Below are 17,229 nucleotides of genomic sequence, written 5' to 3'. Positions count from 1 at the left end.
GTCAGAACGCGCCGCGGAGGTGCTCGACGCGGGCGGGGCCGGTGAGCGGGAGCCGGACGGAGAGCACGTCGAAGCGGACCTCGTCGGCTGTGGTGCCGGTCTCGGCGAGCCAGCGGGCGGCCAGGCCGCGCAGCCGGCGGGCCTTGGCCGGTACGACGGCCTCGGCGGGGGAGCCGAACTGCTCGGTACGGCGGGTCTTGACCTCGCAGACGGCGAGGACCGGGCCCTCCCAGGCGATGATGTCGATCTCCCCGTCGGGACAGCGCCAGTTGCGGGCGACCGGGCGCAGGCCCGTCTCGATCAGGTGCCGTAGCGCGCACCGCTCGCCGTACGCCCCGACGGCTCGGTTCCGGTTCGTCATGCCGGCCAGCATGCGACCGGCGGCCGCGATCAGGGGTGACGCGGATCGGTTGCCTGTGGACAAGGTGCCGCCTGTGGACGGAACGACGATCATGAGCTCGATCTGCTACGGAGCGGCCCGGCAGAGGCACGACGAGCCGACTACGGCTACTGACCGTGTCCCGGCGGCGACCCGGCGATATCGGCGCTGACCTGGGCCGATCGCCGGGCGACCCGAATGGCGCGGCTGGTGCCCGTCGCATACGGTGCCGGTCGTGGACGGACGACGGAGCTACTCCGAGGATGAGCAGGGGTCGCGATGGGGCGACCGGGGATACGAGTCGGACTGGCGCGCCGCGGGCGAGCCCCGCTACCGCGACGACGACTACCGCACGCCCGAGCAGCGCGCCGGTGAGAACCGGTACGCCGAGCCGGGCCGGTACTCCGCCGCCGATCCGCTGGTGGACGACACGAGCAGCTGGCGGTCGCAGCGGCCGGACGACCCGGAGGTCTCCGGTGAGCTGCCCGGGTCACGCGCCGGCCGCCGCGCGGCCCGCGAGTCGGCGGCCCGTGGCGCGGACGACCCGCTCGGCGCGGTGTCCCGCAGCGGCGTCGACGCGCTCGGCACCGCCGCGCACGGGAACCCGCTGTCGAGTTCGCTCGGTACGCCGGCGACCGCCCCGCTGACCGGGGCCGCCCCGGCCGGCACCGACCCGTACGGCCTCATCGCCCACGGCAGCGACCCGGCCGGCGGCCCCGGCGTCGACGCCCGGAGCGCTGCCGGCGTCGACAAGCCCCGGCTCAGCCCGATCGGCGGCTACCCGGTCGTCGAGGGGGCGCCGGGAACCACCGGCCCGGACGGCGGAGCCGAACCGGCCGCCGCGGCGCGGCTGCACCCCGGCGAGGCGACCCCGCTGCGGATCGGCGAGCGTCCGGGCGGTCCGGCCCAGCCGGTGGCGACCCCGAACCCGCTGGAGATGCCGACCGGGCCGATGCCCGCGGTGCTGCCGCGCCCGGACGGGCCGCCGCCCGGTGACGGCGTCTACCGGACCCGGCGCCCCGCGCTGGCGGTGCTGCTGGCGGTGATGGTGCTGGTGCTGGAGGTGCCGGCGGTACGGGTGTTGCTGCACGGCCTGTTCGGCGACCCGGTGTCGACGTCACACGTGGTGGTGGGCATCTTCCTGGTGGTCGGGCTGCCGATCTTCGGCACCGGCCTGTACGGGCTGCGTACCGGCGGGCTGGCGCTCGCCGACGGCAGCCGGGGCTGGCTGCGCCCGCCGACGGCGTACCTGACCGTCGGCCTGGTGCTGTTCCTCGCCGCCGCGCTCGCCGCCGGCTGAGCGGCAGTCCGCAGTCCGCTGATCCAGGCCGCAGCCGGCGAGCGGTTGCGGCCCGCGGTGACCGGGCGTGCTCCGCACCCGGGGGCCGGGCAGCGGAGAGGGCGCGTACACTGGTCGACTGGCGACCGCCTCGTGCGGTCGACCTCGCGTGCCCTCTCCACGGTCTCCTCCGTGGGGCGACGGCCTCCCTGGTCCCGGTCTGACATACCGGGCCCACCCTGGCCGGCGACCGGGCGCCAGGCGTCCGGCCGCCGGCCGGACGGACAACCAGGGACAACGTAGGAGTAACCCACCATGGCCGTCGTGACCATGCGTCAGCTGCTGGAAAGCGGTGTGCACTTCGGGCACCAGACCCGGCGCTGGAACCCGAAGATGAAGCGCTTCATCTTCACCGAGCGCAACGGTATCTACATCATCGACCTGCGCCAGACGCTCGACTACATCGAGAAGGCGTACGAGTTCGTCCGCACCACCGTCGCCGGTGGCGGCAGCATCCTGTTCGTCGGCACCAAGAAGCAGGCCCAGGAGGCCATCGCCGAGCAGGCGACCCGGGTCGGCCAGCCGTACGTCAACCACCGCTGGCTCGGTGGCATGCTGACCAACTTCCAGACCGTGTACAAGCGGCTGCAGCGGATGAAGGAGCTGGAGGCCCTGGGTGACCTGAGCGGCACCGCCGCCGGTTACACCAAGAAGGAGACGCTCCAGCTCTCCCGCGAGAAGATCAAGCTCACCAAGACCCTCGGTGGTCTGCGGGACATGCAGAAGCTCCCGGCCGCGGTCTGGATCGTCGACACCAAGAAGGAGCACATCGCCGTCGACGAGGCCCGCAAGCTGGGCATCCCGGTGATCGCGGTGCTCGACACCAACTGCGACCCGGACGAGGTCGACTTCCCGATCCCGGGCAACGACGACGCCATCCGCTCGGCCGAGCTGCTGACCAAGGTCGTCGCCGCCGCCGTCGCCGACGGTCTGATCGCCCGTTCCGGCCGTAACCGGGGCGCGGACGAGAAGCCCGAGGCCGGCCAGGTCGGCGCCGACGAGCCGCTGGCCGAGTGGGAGCGCGAGCTGCTCGAGGAGCCGAAGAAGGCCGACGAGCAGCCGGCGCCCGCCGCTGCCGAGCAGCCGGCGACCGCCTCCGCGGAGTGATCTCGCCGTCGCGTCCCCACCGTCCGGATTCCCGGCGGCGGGGACGCGACGGGTACGCCGGGCAGAACCGGCCCGGAACCGGGTAACCAGCACCCCAGACCACCTCACTGACACCGAAGAGAGAGTCATGGCCAACTTCACCGCCGCGGACGTCAAGAAGCTCCGCGACCTCACCGGCGCCGGCATGATGGACTCCAAGAAGGCGCTGACCGAGGCCGAGGGCGACTTCGACAAGGCCGTCGAGATCCTGCGCGTCAAGGGCGCCAAGGACGTCGGCAAGCGGGCCTCGCGCACCGCCGCCAACGGCCTCATCGCCCACTCCGGTCAGGCGCTGCTCGAGCTCAACTGCGAGACCGACTTCGTCGCCAAGAACGACGCCTTCATCGCGCTGGCCCAGCAGCTCGTCGAGCACGGCGTGGCCAGCGGCGCCACCAGCGCCGAGGAGCTGCTCGCCAGCAGCATCGACGGCAAGAGCGTGGCCGACCTGATCCAGGAGCAGTCCGCCAAGATCGGCGAGAAGCTGGTGCTCAACCGCTTCGCCAAGCTGGACGGCACCACCGCGGTCTACATGCACCGCAAGAGCCAGGACCTGCCCCCGGCCGTCGGCGTGCTGGTCGAGTTCACCGGCAAGACCGACGAGGCGGCCGACGCCGACGCGCGCGCCGTGGCGATGCAGATCGCCGCGATGCGGCCGAAGTACCTCACCCGTGACGAGGTGCCGGCCGAGACCGTCGAGTCCGAGCGGCGCATCGCCGAGCAGACCGCCCGCGAGGAGAACAAGCCCGAGGCGGCGCTGCCGAAGATCGTCGAGGGCCGGGTCAACGCCTTCTTCAAGGACTTCGTCCTGCTGGAGCAGGCGTCGGTCGCCGACAACAAGAAGACCGTCAAGCAGGTGCTGGCCGAGGCCGGCATCGAGGTGACCCGCTTCCTGCGGTTCGAGGTCGGCCAGGCCTGAGCCGCCGCACCGGGCCGTCCGGCCCGGGCACAGGGGAGAACGTCGACGAGGAGGCCGCCGGTGTACGCGACAGGCACCGCGGCCTCCTCGTCACATAGGGTCGGCAGGGGCACGTACGCGACGCTCGCGCGATGCGCGGGGAGAAGGGGCGGGGCGGATGACGCAGGTTGTGAGTGACCGGAGCCTGGCGGCGGAGGATCCGACCGCCCCTCCGCCCGGTCGGTCCCGCCGGGTGGTGCTGAAGCTCTCCGGTGAGGTCTTCGGCGGCGGCGCGATCGGCGTCGACCCCGACGTCGTGCAGGGCATCGCCCGCCAGATCGCCACCGTGGTACGCCGCGGCGTGCAGGTGTCGGTGGTGGTCGGCGGCGGCAACTTCTTCCGCGGCGCCGAGCTGCAGAAGCGCGGCATGGACCGCGCCCGCGCCGACTACATGGGCATGCTCGGCACGGTCATGAACTGCCTGGCCCTCCAGGACTTCCTGGAGAAGGAGGGCATCGAGACCCGGGTGCAGAGCGCGATCACCATGGCCCAGGTCGCCGAGCCGTACATCCCGCTGCGCGCGATCCGGCACCTGGAGAAGGGCCGTGTGGTCATCTTCGGCGCCGGCGCCGGCATGCCGTACTTCTCCACCGACACGGTGGCCGCCCAGCGGGCGCTGGAGATCCGCGCGGACGTGGTGCTGATGAGCAAGAACGGCGTGGACGCGGTCTACACCGCCGACCCCCGGATCGACCCGACCGCGAGCAAGCTCGACTCGATCACCTTCTCCGAAGTGCTGCGCCGTAACCTGCGGGTGGCCGACGCCGCCGCGTTCAGCCTCTGCATGGAGAACGGCCTGCCGATGCTGGTCTTCGGCGCCCAGGGCGACGACACCATCGTCCGGGCCGTCGGCGGCGAGAAGATCGGCACCCTGATCACCGCCTGACCGGCCCGCCGGACCGGCAGCGGTCCCTCTGCCACGGCAGCACCCGCACCACACACGACGAGCGACAGAAGGAGGCGAGGAGACCGGTGATCGACGACACCCTCCTCGAGGCGGAGGAGAAGATGGAGCGTGCCATCGAGCACGCCAAGGAGGAGTTCGGCGGCATCCGTACCGGACGCGCCAACGCCGCCATGTTCTCCCGGATCGTCATCGACTACTACGGCAGCCCGACCCCGCTGCCGCAGATGGCGTCCATCGCGGTGCCCGAGCCGCGCATGGTGATCATCAAGCCGTACGACAACTCGCAGCTGGGCGCCATGGAGAAGGCGATCCGCGACTCGGACCTCGGGGCCAACCCGAACAACGAGGGCAACCAGCTCCGCATCGTCCTGCCGCAGATGACCGAGGAGCGGCGCCGCGACATGATCAAGGTCGCCCGGCAGAAGGGCGAGGAGGCCAAGGTCGCCGTCCGCAACATCCGCCGCAAGGCCAAGGAGGAGCTGGACCGCCTGGTCAAGGACGGCGAGGTCGGCGAGGACGAGGGCCGGCGCGCGGAGAAGGAGCTGGACGACCTGACCCAGCGCTTCGTCGCGACCGTCGACGAGCTGGTCAAGCACAAGGAGAGCGAGCTGCTCGAGGTCTGAGCACCCGCGTACCTGCACGGCACCGCGCCGCCGTCGCCCGCCCGGGCGGCGGCCCGGTGCCGTCGTCGTGCCCGGCGGCGCACACCCTCGGCGCTGCGGCGGGTGCAGTAGGCTCGGCACGATTCCCGACCACCACGGGGTGAACGGCGGGAGTCGCCCGGCCGTCGGTCGGTAAACAGGAAGTCTCACGCCGGTAGGGGATGGTCTTGGTCTTGCGTCATGTGGTGGCTCTCGTACCGGCTGCCGGTGCGTGATGTCCCACCCCGACCCCTACGGCAACACCGAGTCGCGTGGCTGGGACCGCCCGGCCCTGCCCTGGCCGGACACCGATCTGGAGCCCGGTCCGTGGCGGCCCGGCCCGGCCGCGCACGGCCACCCCGCCGAGCCGGACACCTACGCCCGTCCCGGGGCCGGCCCGGACACGTACCCCGGTCCGGACACGTACCCCGGTCCGTACCCGACGGCCTCGCGGCACCACGACGGCCCGGGCCGGTACGACGGACCGCCGGCCGGTGACCGCGGCCGGCCCGACGGGCCGGAGCACCGCGGCCCGTGGGGTGAGCCCGCCCGCGACGACGAGTACCCGACCGCGCAGATCGCGCCGGTCCGGGACGAGCCCACCGAGCAGATCCCGGCGGTACGCGACGAGCCCGCACCCACGCCCGAGCCCGAGCCGCCGGCCGGCCGCCGCGGGCCGGGACGCCGTCGGGCGAGCGCGGAGCGTCCGCCGACCACCGCACCGAAGGCGTCCCGGGCGGGGCGCAACCTGCCGGCCGCGATCGGCGTCGGGGTGGCCCTCGGCGCGGCGGTCGTGGTGCCGCTGTTCTTCTTCATGCCGGCGTTCCTCGCCGTGCTCGCGGCCGCGGTGGGGATCGGCATCTGGGAGATGGCCCGCGCGGTACGCCGCAGCGGCGCCCACCCGCCGCTGGCGCCGCTCGTCGCCGGTGGCGTGATCACCGTGGGCCTGGCCTGGTACGCGGGCCCCGACGCGCTGTGCCTGGGGCTGCTGGTCACGGTGCTGGGCACGATGATCTGGCGGCTGGGCGACGGGCCCGGCAACTACCAGCGCGACCTGACCGCGGCCACCCTGATCGCGGTGTACGTGCCGTTCCTCGCCGGGTTCGCGGCCATGCTCGCGGCGGCGCCCGACGACGGGGCCCTGCGGGTGCTGGTGACGCTGGCGGCGGTGGTGCTCTCCGACACCGGCGGGTACGCCGCGGGCGTGAGTTTCGGCAAGCACCCGATGGCGCCGACGATCAGCCCGAAGAAGTCCTGGGAGGGCTTCGCCGGCTCGGTGACGGCCGCGGCGGCGGGCAGCGCGGCGCTGCTGTGGGCGTTGTTCGACGTGGCCCCCTGGTGGGGTGCGCTGTTCGGGATGGCGATCTCGGTCTCGGCGGTGCTCGGTGACCTCGCCGAGTCGATGATCAAGCGGGATCTCGGCGTCAAGGACATGAGCAACCTGCTGCCCGGGCACGGCGGCCTGATGGACCGGCTCGACTCGATCCTGTTCGCCGTGCCGGTGGCCTACCTGCTGCTCGCCGTCTTCGTCCCGGTGGTGAGCTGAGGCATGCGTCACGGCGGCGACCCGCTGCGGACCGGGTGGCCGGGGGCGATTCGACACGTACGGACGGGTGCGTCCGGGCGGGAGCGTGTCAGACTGGACGCGCCATGACGAGTCTCCCGCTGATTTCCGTAGACCCCGACGCCCGCGGCCGCCGGCCCGCGATGCCTCCCCGCCACCTCGCCGACCTGGACCTGCCGGGCCGGCAGGCGCTCGTCGCCGAGCTGGGTGAGCCCGCGTTCCGCGCCAAGCAGGTCTCCAACCACTACTTCGGCCGCCTGGTGCGTGACCCGGAGCAGATGACCGACCTGCCGGCGGCGACCCGGGAGCGGCTGGCGGGTGAGCTGCTGCCCAACCTGCTCACCCCGGTACGCGAGCTGGCCTGCGACGACGGCGCGACCCGCAAGGCGCTCTGGCGGCTGCACGACGGCTCGCTGGTGGAGAGCGTGCTGATGGGCTACCCGGACCGGGTGACCGTCTGCATCTCCAGCCAGGCCGGCTGCGGCATGGCCTGCCCGTTCTGCGCCACCGGCCAGGCCGGGCTGACCCGCAACCTGTCCACCGCCGAGATCGTCGACCAGGCGGTCTACCTGGCCGGGGTGGCCGCCTCCGGCGCGGTGGCCGGTTCGCCGCCGCGGCTGTCGCACGTGGTGTTCATGGGCATGGGCGAGCCGCTCGCCAACTATTCGCGGGTGGTGGCGGCGATCCGCCGGCTGGTCGCCCCGGCGCCGGAGGGGCTGGGCCTGTCGCAGCGGCACATCACCGTCTCGACGGTCGGCCTGGTACCGGCGATCCGCCGACTGGCCAGCGAAGACCTCTCGGTGACCCTTGCGTTGTCGCTGCATGCCCCCGATGATGAGCTGCGCGACGAACTCGTCCCGGTCAACCAGCGCTGGAAGGTGTCCGAGGTGCTGGACGCGGCGTGGGACTACGCGGCCACGACGGGGCGTCGCGTGTCCATCGAATACGCGATGATCAAGGACGTGAACGATCAGCCGTGGAGAGCCGATCTGCTCGGGCGGCTGCTGGCCGGCAAGCTGGCCCACGTGAACCTGATCCCGCTCAACCCGACTCCGGGCAGCCGCTGGGACGCCAGCCCGAAGCCGGTCGAGCGGGAGTTCGTCCGGCGGTTGCGCGACGCCGGGGTGTCGACCACGGTGCGCGACACCCGGGGACGCGAGATCGACGGGGCCTGTGGGCAGCTCGCCGCAGCCGGGGACACGGACGGCGACTCACGCGCGGCAACGGCGTAGCGGTACGAGACCAGGAGACATAGTGGCGAGTCAGGGTCAGCGTTTCCGGCGTAAGGCGCTCCGCCGGGGCTACAAGGTCGACGAGGTCGACGCCTTCCTGGACCGGGTCGAGGCGACACTCGACGGCCAGCCGATCGGCGCGCCCGTGGCCTCCCAGGAGGTCCACGACGTCGTCTTCCGGGTCCGGTTCAACGGCTACGACGAGTGGCAGGTCGACCTGCACCTCGACCGGGTCGAGCGGCAGCTCGCCGAGCTGGAGGAGCGCGGTGGCGCACCGGCCGGGCGCGGTGGCGATCCCCGGATGGCCGACCGGCTCGGCCCGCCGATGCGCGACGACCGGGGCATGTCGCCGGTGCCGCAGCCGCCGATGCCGCCCCGGCAGATGCCCGCTCAGCCCGGCGCGCCCGCCGACCGCTACGGCAACCGCTACGACGAGCCGACCGGCGCGTTCGCCGGTGGCTACGACGGCCCGCGCGGTGGCTACGACGGCCCCCGCGGCCCGGGTGGTCCCGGCCCGATGGGTCCGGGTGCGCCGATGGGCCACGGCGGCCCGCCGTCGCGCGGCCTGCCCCCCGGCCCGGGCGGCTACGGTGCGGACAACGGCCCCGGCGGCTACGGCCCGCCGGACAACGGCCCCGGTGGGTACGGCCCGCCGGACGGCGGCCCGGGTGGCTACGGTCCGCCGGAGGGTGGCACCGGTGGGTACGGCCAGGAGAACCGGTTCGACGGGTTCGAGGCCGGGCGGCGCGGGCGTGCCGACATGACCGCCGAGATCCGCATGCCCGAGCGCGAGCTGCGTGGTCGTGGCCCCGGCGGCCCGCCGGCGCTGCCGCAGCAGGGCTACGGCGCGCCGGAGCCCGGCTACGGCCCGCCCGACCCGGGTTACGGTCCGCCGGACCAGGGCTACGGCCCGGGCCCCTCGATGACCGGCCCGCCGCTCGTGGGTCCGCCGGTCGCCGGTCCGCCGATGGTGGGACCGCCGATGGCCGGCCCGCCCGGCAGTGACCTGTACCGGGTCGACCAGATCCGGCGCAGCTTCCAGGTCCGCCGGTTCGGCAGCGGGTACGACCCGGACCAGGTCGACCGGTTCTTCGAGACGCTGCTCGGCGGCATGCAGGGGCGCAACCCGATGCCGGTGAACCCGAAGGAACTCGACACGCTGCGCTTCGGGCTGGTCCAAGGTGGCTACTTCGAGGCCGAGGTCGACGCCGCGCTCAAGGACGTGCAGGACATCCTGCTCGGCCGCTGACCCCGGCCGCGAGACGACGAAGGGCCCGCCCCCTCACCGGGGGGCGGGCCCTTCGCGCACTACCGTGGGCGCCGCGCGTCAGGACCGCAGGCCGTTGCGGCGCAGCACGGCGTCGCCGATGACGATGGCGATCAGCAGTCCGGCGATCCCGAACAGCCAGATGTGCTCCACCCGGCCCTCCTCGATCCCGCAGAACGCCATCAGAACCAAGGCCAACGCCGACAGCACCGCACCGATCCGTCCGGACTTGCGGTGTCCGGGCTTGTGCTGATCTGGCGCGGTTACCGGCTCGTCTCCTGCCACTGTCGGTCCTTCCCTCGCGATCGGATCTCCGATCAGTCTGGCACGCGCCCAACCGGGCCCGGCGCAGGGTCCGGCCTCCTGTGCCGGGGATGACCCGGGCGGGCGACCGCAGGCGGCCCGGCCGGCCCGGGTCGTTGGTCCCGTCCCGGTGGGGGCGGATGGCCACTACCGGCGTCGCGGGACGGCGAGCACACTGCCTCCGGTAGCGTCTTGACGTACACCTTGATGCCTTTTTGAGGAGGACTGCGGTGCGAGTGACCGGTACGGGGCATGCCAGCATGCGGATCGACACGCCCGCGGGCAGCATCCTGTGCGACCCGTGGGTCAACCCCGCCTACTTCGCCTCGTGGTTCCCCTTCCCGGACAACTCCCTCCTCGACTGGGCGACCCTCGGCCAGGTCGACTACCTGTACGTGTCGCACCTGCACCGGGACCACTTCGACGCGAAGCACCTGCGTGACTTCGTGTCCAAGGACGCCACCGTCCTGCTGCCCGAGTTCCCCACCTCGGAGATGGAGGACGAGTTCCGGGAGCTGGGCTTCACCAAGTTCCTCAGGGCCCCGAACGAGCAGGTGGTGGAGCTGCCCGGCGGCCTGAAGATCATGATTCAGGCGCTGACCAGCCCGACCGACGGCCCGATCGGCGACTCCTCGCTCTGGGTCGAGTACGACGGCGTGCGGCTGCTCAACCAGAACGACGCCCGGCCGACCGACCTGAGCGTGTTCGCCGAGCTGGGCCACGTGCACGCGCACATGCTCCAGTTCTCCGGCGCGATCTGGTACCCGATGGTCTACGAGCTGCCGCAGGCGGCGAAGACCGCGTTCGGCAAGCAGAAGCGGGACCGGCAGTTCGACCGCACCTGGCGCTACATCGACGACCTGAAGGCCGACCACGTCTTCCCGATCGCCGGCCCGCCGTGCTTCCTCGACGACGAGCTGTGGCAGTTCAACGACATCTTCGGCGACGAGGGCAACATCTTCCCCGACCAGTCGGTGTTCCTGGCCGAGTACGCCAAGGTCGGCGGCACCAACGGCATCGTGCTGCTGCCGGGCAGCGTCTCGGAGATCACCACCGAGGGCGCGACCACCACGCACCCGGTGCCGGTGGAGGAGTTCTTCGCGAACAAGGTCGCCCACCTGGAGGAGATGCGGGAGCGCAAGCGCGGCGTGATCGAGGCCGAGAAGGCGTCCTGGCGGCACCCCGAGGTCGACGTGCTGGCCGAGATGAAGCGCCGGATCGAGCCGCTGCTGGACGAGTCGATCTACCTGGCCAAGGGCGTCGGCGGCCCGGTGCGGTTCGACCTGGTCGGCTACGACGGTTCCGAGGTCGAGTCGATCGTGGTGGACTTCCCGGGCAAGGAGGTCCGGCCGTACGCGGACGAGAAGGTCCGCTACCGGTTCCGTACCGAGCGGGCGCTGATCGAGCACCTGCTGCACATCGGCGAGGTGGACTGGGTCAACTCGCTCTTCCTGTCCTGCCGTTTCTCCGCGGCCCGCATCGGCCAGTACAACGAGTTCGTCTACGCCTTCTTCAAGTGCCTGTCCGAGGAGCGCCTCCAGTACGCCGAGGGCTGGTACGACGAGCACGAGCGGGCGGTCGACGCCGAGGACATCACGCTCGACGGCTGGGTGGTGCAGCGGCGCTGCCCGCACCTGAAGGCGGACCTGAGCCGGTTCGGCATCGTCGACGGCGACCAGCTCACCTGCCAGCTGCACGGCTGGAAGTTCGACCTCGCCAGCGGGCGCTGTCTGACCAGCGTCGGGCACAAGATCCGCGCGCACCGCGCCGACGCGGAGACCCCGGCGCCGGCCGGGGAAGCGGCCATCTGACGGTTTCCGCCCCGTCCGCCGCCCCCGGCACGCGACCATCGGTCGTGAGGGGGCGGCGTGACGGGTGCGGACAGGGAGCCGGAATACCGGTTCGGGCGCGGCAACGAGATGGCGCGCGACGCCTCCCGGGTGGAGGCGTTCAGCGACGCGGTGATCGCCATCGTGCTCACGCTGATGGCCGTCGAGCTGCTGTCGTTCAGCCCGGACACGCCGCAGGACGACGGGCTGCCGGCCGCGCTGCGGCACGAGTGGCGCGCCTACCTGGCGTACGTGATCACCTTCGCCATCGTCGGCCAGGTCTGGCTGACCCACCACAACATGTGGCGTTACGTCCGGCGGGTCGACCAGATGCTGCTGGTGCTGAACCTGCTGCTGCTGATGTTCGTGGCGGCGATCCCGTTCACCGCCGACCTGCTCGCGGACAACCTGCGCGGCACCGTCCGCGACCAGCGGCTGACCGCCGCGCTGTACGCGGGCGTGGTGCTCGGTGAGGCGCTGTTCTTCAACCTGAGCTGGTGGTGGGCGCGCCGCCGCGGGCTGCTGCACCCGGGCCTCGACCCGAGGCTGGCGCGGGCGGTGGCCCGCCGGTTCCGCCTCGGTCCGCTGCTCTACCTGGTCGCGTTCGCGATCGTGTTCGTCGACCCGGTGCTGAGCCTGCTGGCGTACCTGCTGCTGGTCGGCGTCTACCTGGTGCGCGGTCCGGGCGACCTCCCGTCCGCCGGCCAGGAGGCGCCCGAGACGCCGTGAGCGGCTGTTAAGAAGGGGCCCTTCCTCTACCGGAGGCGTTAATAAGGGGCCCTTCCTTACATCTCGGCGAGGATGCGCCGGGCCGCGTTGTGCCCGGCCGCGCCGATCACACTGCCCGCCGGGTGGCAGCCGGCGCTGCCCGCGTACACGCCGTCCACACCCGTCGCGTACGGCATCCGGTCGGTGAACGACACGGTGTTGTCGACGTGGTGGATGTGCCCGCCGGTGATGCCGAAGTGCGCCTCGATCCCCGGCGGCGGCAGCGGCACCGCGTCCGCGACGAGGCCGGCGGCGCCCGGGGCGTACCGCTCGCAGATCGCGAGCAGCCGCTGCACGTAGCCGGGCAGTGCCGCCTCCCAGGTGGTGCCGGCCAGCTCGTAGGGGACGGACTGCACGAACAACGCCGACGAGTGGTGCCCCGCGTCGTCGGACAGCGACGGATCGACTGTGGTGTGCAGGTACCACTCGATGGTCGGCTCGTCCGGCAGCCGCCCGGCCCGCACGTCCGCCCACATGCCGCGCAGCGCCGCCATCGGCGACTCGCCGCCGTCGCCGACGAGCGACGCCGAGCCGGGCAGCAGGTGGATGGTCGAGCCGAACGGGCTCGGCGCGTCCTCCGGCAGGCAGGAGAAGCGCGGGAGCCCGGTCAGCGCCAGGTTGAGCTTGAGCGTGGTGCCGGGGCGGCGGACCGCCGCCATCCGCGCGCCCAGCTCCGCCGGGAGCGCGCCGTCGGGCAGCAGCTCCATCAGCCGGTACGGGTCACAGGCGCCGAGCACCACGGAGGCGTCCACCTCCCGGCCGTCGGCGAGCGTCACCCCGGCGGCGGCGCCCCCGGTCAGCCGGATGGCGGTGACCGGCGCGTCGGCCACGATCCGCGCCCCGGCGCGCTCGGCGGCCTCGGCGAACGTGCGCGACACGGTGCCCATGCCGCCCCGGGTGATCATCCAGGTGCCGTCCGCGCCCGGGAGCCGGCACATGTTGTGCACCAGGAAGTTGTGGCCGGTGCCGGGGTCGTCCGGGCCGGCGTTGAGCCCGGACAGGCCGTCGGTGACCGCGTACATGCTGACCAGCAGCTCGGAGCGGAAGTCGAAGCGGGCCAGGTGGTCGGTCACCGAGCCGCGGACCAGGTCGACGAAGACCTGCCGCAGCGCGGGCCGGACGTAGCGTTCGGCGGTCTCCTCGACCGGCAGCGGCTCGGCCAGCCACGCCGGGGCGAGATCCTCCCGCAACTGGGCCAGCTCGGCGTGCAGCGCGTCGTCGGCGGCGACGTCGGCGGGGGAGAACATCTCCGCGAGCTGCCGCCGGCCGGCCGCGACGTCGCTGCCGGCCAGCAGGTACGGCGAGCCGAGCCCGCCCGGCGTGGGCAGGAAGTAGTGCGGGTCGCGGCGCAGCACCGGGATGGTCACGTCGAGCGTGGCCAGCAGTTCCGGCGGCATCAGCCCGAGCAGGTACGACCCGGTGGAGTGACGCAGCCCGGGCACCTTCGGGAACGGGTTCTCGGTGCGGGTCGCCCCGCCGATCACCCCTGATGCCTCCAGCACCAGCACGTCCAGGCCGGCCCGGGCCAGCAGGATCGCCGAGACCAGGCCGTTGTGTCCGGCGCCGACCACGACGACGTCGGCGCGGGACGGCAGCTCACTCGCGTCGCTCATGGGACCGCAGCGTAGCGGCGGCCGGGCACGGGCGGGAGGGTTCGCGGCGGGGCGCTACCGTTCCCCGCATGTCCCCGGCTGTCCAGATCGCGCTCGCGGTGGTGCTCGTCGTGGTGGTGTTCCTCCTCCTGCTCGCGCTGCGGCGCGGCCGTCCCCGGGATCTGGTCGCCCCGGACCGTCCGGCCGGCGACGGGCAGGCCGAGGTGCTCCGGCTGGCCCGGGAGGGACGCACCGTGGAGGCGGTCAAGGTGCTGCGCGAGCAGACCGGGCTGTCGCTGCTGGACGCGAAGCGGGTGGTCGACCTGCTGGCCTCCGGCGGAACCTGGTCGCCCGGTGCCCCGGTGCCGGGAACGGCAGTCGACGACGCGGTGCGGGCCGAGGCCGCGCGGCTGCTGCACCGGGGCAAGAAGATCCAGGCGGTCAAGGTGGTGCGGGAGCACACGCACATGTCGCTCGCCGACGCCAAGCGGTACGTCGAGGGCCTCTGACGCCGGACGGCCGTCACCCCGCGTTCACCCTATAGTGGCAGTTGTCGATGCATTTCCGTCCTACCGTCGACGGGACACCCACCGCCTCCGGGAGGTAATCCCCGATGGATCGTCGTACCGTCCTGCGTGCCACCGCCGCCGGTGGCGCCGCCGCCTTCGCCGGTGGTCTCTGGGCCGCCGCGGCCGCCCCCGCCCAGCCCGCCCAGCCCGGCCCCGGCCCGTACGGCGACCTGCTGGCCGCCGACGCCAACGGCCTCCAGTTGCCGGCCGGCTTCACCAGCCGGGTGATCGCGCGGTCCGGTCAGCGGGTCGCGGGCACCTCGTACACCTGGCACCCGGCGCCGGACGGCGGCGCCTGCTTCCCGGCCGGCGACGGCTGGATCTACGTCTCCAACTCGGAGGTGCCGCTCGTCGGCGGCGCCTCGGCGGTGCGGTTCACCGCCGACGGCGCGATCGCCGCCGCGTACCGGATCCTCGGCGGCACGAACGTCAACTGCGCGGGCGGGCCGACCCCGTGGGGGACGTGGCTGTCCTGCGAGGAGGTGCCGCTGGGCCGGGTCTTCGAGACCTGGCCGGCCGGCGGCCGGTCCGGCGAGGAGCGGACCCGGATGGGTCGCTTCAAGCACGAGGCGGCGGCCTGCGACCCGGTGCGGCGGGTGGTCTACCTGACCGAGGACGAGGGGGACGGCTGCTTCTACCGGTTCGTCCCGGACACCTGGGGCGACCTGCGCACCGGCCGGGTGCAGGTGCTCTGCGCCCCGGACGGCCAGGTGACCGGGGCCGTGACCTGGCGGGATCTGCCGGACCGCGACGGGTTCCCGGTGCCCACCCGCTACCAGGTGGCCGCGGCGCAGACGTTCGACGGCGGCGAGGGCTGCTGGTACGCCGACGACACCTGCTGGTTCACCACCAAGGGGGACAACCGGGTGTGGGCGTACGACGCGGTGAACCAGCGGCTCGACCTCGCGTACGACGACTCGCTGGTGCCGGCCGGCGCCGCGCCGCTGACCGGCGTCGACAACATCACCGGCACCGCCGGCGGTGACCTCTACGTGGCCGAGGACGGCGGCGACATGGAGATCAACGTGATCACGCCGGCCGGTGTGGTGACCCCGTTCCTGCGGCTCCTCGGGCAGTCCGAGTCGGAGATCACCGGGCCGGCGTTCTCGCCGGACGGCAGCCGGCTCTACTTCTCCTCGCAGCGCGGCACCAGCGGCGCCCGGGCCGGCACCGGCGGCATCACGTACGAGGTGCGCGGCCCGTTCCGGCGCTGACCCGCGGCCGTCAGGCGCGGGCCGCCTCCCGGGTGGCCCGCCACCGGCTCGCCGCCAGCGTGGCCGAGTAGCCGGACAGCACGATCACGTGGAACAGGTACAGCCAGAGCAGCACCGCCACGCCGCCCCCGATCTCGTCGAAGCCGCCGAACGGCACGCCCAGGTCCAGCGGCAGCGAGCAGAACAGCACGAAGCCGTGCACGAAGCCGGACAGGTTCGCCGCCGTGAACGAGCCCAGCGCCACGGTGGCGAGCCAGTCCGGGGAGGCCGGGCCGACCACCCGGAACACCCAGATCAGCACCGGCGTGAGCACCAGCCACACCGCCAGGAACGACAGCACCACGCCGAGCGCGCCGATCCAGCCGCCCTGGCGTACCAGCCGCGTGGTCATCGGTAGCCCGAGCAGGATCGACAGCAGCAGCGCCGGGGCCGGTGCCAGCAGCGGGAGCAGCAGCAGCCGGCCCCGCCAGCCGACCAGCGCGCCGGACTCGGCGCGCGGCTCGGCCACCGAGACGAAGGCGCGGCGCAGCCCCTCCCCGTAGAGGGAGGCCGGCAGCAGAGAGGCCAGCGCCAGCAGCGGGGTCAGCCCCAGCCCCGCCTCGACGAGCGCGGCCGCCGCCCGGTGCGCGCCGATCTCGGTGGGCAGCGTGTCGATGGCGTACCCGGTCAGCCGCCGCACCCGGTCCGCCCCGGCGAGCAGCCCGGTCAGCCAGATCGCCAGCAACGCGACCGGCACCACGGCGATCGCGCCGTAGAAGGTGATCGCGGCGGCGTGCAGCGACAGATCCCGGCCACGGACCGGCCGGAACGCCGCAGCCGTGATCCGCTTCGTCCGCTCCCACCCGCCGCCCATCGCCCTCTCGTTCCCCGTACGGGCGCGCGCCACGCATTACGATCCGGCGGCATGACGATCGCCACGACCGAGCGGCTGGTGCTGCGCGACTGGACCGAGTCTCCAGGCGACCTGGCCCGGATCTTCGACATCTACTCCCGGGACGAGGTGATGCGCTGGCTGGGCGGCGGCAAGGGGCGGATGACCGACCCGTCCGAGGCGCGCGAGCGGGTCCAGCTGTGGCGGGAGCGCTGGTCGCCGTACGCCGGCCGGTGGGGCCTGTGGGCGATCGAGCCGCGCGACGGCGGGCCGGTGGCGGGGAGCATCCTGCTCAAGCCGCTACCGGGCCGCGACGGCGTCACCCTGACCGACGACATCGAGGTCGGCTGGCACCTGCACCCCGACGCCCAGGGCCACGGCTACGCCACCGAGGCGGCCCGCGCGGTGCTGGAACGCGAGTTCGCCACCGGAACCCCGAGGGTGTACGCGGTGGTGATGGCCGGGAACGACCCGTCGATGGCGGTGGCCCGGCGCCTCGGCATGACGCACGCGGGTGTGCGCACCGACTGGTACGGCGGGGTCGAACTGGAGACCTTCGTCCTGGAGCGCCCCGCCTGACCGGTCGGAGCGGCGGGACGCACAGCGGGTGCGACCGGCGGTCCCGGGAACGTGCGAGCCTCGGGCGCGATCGG

The 17,229-nt window shown here is 73.2% G+C and carries 17 protein-coding genes; 13 read left to right on the top strand and 4 right to left on the bottom strand.

Annotated features, from left to right (window positions below; genetic code table 11):
* Position 1: 1 nt before the first annotated feature.
* Positions 2 to 361: a YraN family protein gene (locus ABIH81_RS00930; protein WP_349878535.1), complete on the bottom strand. Its 360-nt coding sequence runs from the start codon at positions 359 to 361 to the stop codon at positions 2 to 4.
* 253 nt (positions 362 to 614) lie between these two features.
* Between ABIH81_RS00930 and ABIH81_RS00925 the strand changes: the two genes are divergently transcribed.
* The 8 genes from ABIH81_RS00925 to ABIH81_RS00890 all read left to right on the top strand — a co-directional run bounded on the left by ABIH81_RS00925 (position 615) and on the right by ABIH81_RS00890 (position 9,412).
* Positions 615 to 1,679: a hypothetical protein gene (locus ABIH81_RS00925; protein ID WP_349878533.1), complete on the top strand. Its 1,065-nt coding sequence runs from the start codon at positions 615 to 617 to the stop codon at positions 1,677 to 1,679.
* 294 nt (positions 1,680 to 1,973) lie between these two features.
* On the top strand, positions 1,974 to 2,825 hold the full coding sequence (gene rpsB / locus ABIH81_RS00920) for a 30S ribosomal protein S2 (RefSeq protein WP_349878532.1): 852 nt from the start codon (positions 1,974 to 1,976) through the stop codon (positions 2,823 to 2,825).
* A 127-nt stretch (positions 2,826 to 2,952) separates the two neighbouring features.
* Complete coding sequence (tsf, locus tag ABIH81_RS00915; protein ID WP_349878530.1) at positions 2,953 to 3,780, top strand: translation elongation factor Ts; 828 nt, start codon at positions 2,953 to 2,955, stop codon at positions 3,778 to 3,780.
* Between the two features lie 157 nt (positions 3,781 to 3,937).
* The gene (gene pyrH / locus ABIH81_RS00910) at positions 3,938 to 4,705 is read left to right on the top strand and encodes a UMP kinase (RefSeq protein ID WP_013284607.1); all 768 of its coding nucleotides are present in this window, start codon (positions 3,938 to 3,940) and stop codon (positions 4,703 to 4,705) included.
* A gap of 86 nt (positions 4,706 to 4,791) precedes the next feature.
* The gene (frr, locus tag ABIH81_RS00905) at positions 4,792 to 5,349 is read left to right on the top strand and encodes a ribosome recycling factor (protein WP_135243773.1); all 558 of its coding nucleotides are present in this window, start codon (positions 4,792 to 4,794) and stop codon (positions 5,347 to 5,349) included.
* A gap of 253 nt (positions 5,350 to 5,602) precedes the next feature.
* Positions 5,603 to 6,913, top strand: a complete 1,311-nt coding sequence (locus tag ABIH81_RS00900; protein ID WP_349878528.1) for a phosphatidate cytidylyltransferase — start codon at positions 5,603 to 5,605, stop codon at positions 6,911 to 6,913.
* Positions 6,914 to 7,017: 104 nt separating this feature from the next.
* A complete protein-coding gene (gene rlmN / locus ABIH81_RS00895; RefSeq protein WP_349878526.1) occupies positions 7,018 to 8,163 on the top strand; it encodes a 23S rRNA (adenine(2503)-C(2))-methyltransferase RlmN in 1,146 nt (381 codons plus the stop codon).
* A gap of 22 nt (positions 8,164 to 8,185) precedes the next feature.
* Entirely contained in the window at positions 8,186 to 9,412 is a 1,227-nt protein-coding gene (locus ABIH81_RS00890) for a DivIVA domain-containing protein (RefSeq protein WP_349878524.1), read from the top strand.
* A 78-nt stretch (positions 9,413 to 9,490) separates the two neighbouring features.
* Here the strand turns inward: ABIH81_RS00890 and ABIH81_RS00885 are convergent, their stop codons facing one another.
* The gene (locus ABIH81_RS00885) at positions 9,491 to 9,715 is read right to left on the bottom strand and encodes a hypothetical protein (protein ID WP_081635946.1); all 225 of its coding nucleotides are present in this window, start codon (positions 9,713 to 9,715) and stop codon (positions 9,491 to 9,493) included.
* A gap of 248 nt (positions 9,716 to 9,963) precedes the next feature.
* Here ABIH81_RS00885 and ABIH81_RS00880 point away from each other — a divergent pair, with 248 nt between their 5' ends.
* A complete protein-coding gene (locus ABIH81_RS00880; protein ID WP_349878523.1) occupies positions 9,964 to 11,544 on the top strand; it encodes a Rieske 2Fe-2S domain-containing protein in 1,581 nt (526 codons plus the stop codon).
* 108 nt (positions 11,545 to 11,652) lie between these two features.
* The gene (locus tag ABIH81_RS00875) at positions 11,653 to 12,291 is read left to right on the top strand and encodes a TMEM175 family protein (protein ID WP_349881265.1); all 639 of its coding nucleotides are present in this window, start codon (positions 11,653 to 11,655) and stop codon (positions 12,289 to 12,291) included.
* 56 nt (positions 12,292 to 12,347) lie between these two features.
* Here ABIH81_RS00875 and ABIH81_RS00870 read toward each other — a convergent pair whose 3' ends face one another.
* On the bottom strand, positions 12,348 to 13,943 hold the full coding sequence (locus tag ABIH81_RS00870) for an NAD(P)/FAD-dependent oxidoreductase (RefSeq protein WP_349878521.1): 1,596 nt from the start codon (positions 13,941 to 13,943) through the stop codon (positions 12,348 to 12,350).
* Between the two features lie 68 nt (positions 13,944 to 14,011).
* Between ABIH81_RS00870 and ABIH81_RS00865 the strand changes: the two genes are divergently transcribed.
* Both ABIH81_RS00865 and ABIH81_RS00860 read left to right on the top strand, forming a co-directional pair.
* The gene (locus ABIH81_RS00865) at positions 14,012 to 14,431 is read left to right on the top strand and encodes a 50S ribosomal protein L7/L12 (RefSeq protein WP_349878520.1); all 420 of its coding nucleotides are present in this window, start codon (positions 14,012 to 14,014) and stop codon (positions 14,429 to 14,431) included.
* Positions 14,432 to 14,535: 104 nt separating this feature from the next.
* Entirely contained in the window at positions 14,536 to 15,705 is a 1,170-nt protein-coding gene (locus ABIH81_RS00860; RefSeq protein WP_349878518.1) for an alkaline phosphatase PhoX, read from the top strand.
* Positions 15,706 to 15,715: 10 nt separating this feature from the next.
* On the opposite strand, the gene ABIH81_RS00855 is transcribed toward ABIH81_RS00860, so the two are convergent.
* Positions 15,716 to 16,558: a YhjD/YihY/BrkB family envelope integrity protein gene (locus ABIH81_RS00855; RefSeq protein ID WP_349878517.1), complete on the bottom strand. Its 843-nt coding sequence runs from the start codon at positions 16,556 to 16,558 to the stop codon at positions 15,716 to 15,718.
* Between the two features lie 51 nt (positions 16,559 to 16,609).
* Here ABIH81_RS00855 and ABIH81_RS00850 point away from each other — a divergent pair, with 51 nt between their 5' ends.
* Positions 16,610 to 17,155, top strand: a complete 546-nt coding sequence (locus ABIH81_RS00850) for a GNAT family N-acetyltransferase (RefSeq protein WP_349878515.1) — start codon at positions 16,610 to 16,612, stop codon at positions 17,153 to 17,155.
* Positions 17,156 to 17,229: the final 74 nt, after the last annotated feature.

It is taken from the genome of Micromonospora sp. HUAS YX12 (assembly GCF_040215685.1).
Lineage (GTDB): Bacteria > Actinomycetota > Actinomycetes > Mycobacteriales > Micromonosporaceae > Micromonospora > Micromonospora tulbaghiae.
This window is presented reverse-complemented; position numbering and strand designations above follow the sequence as displayed.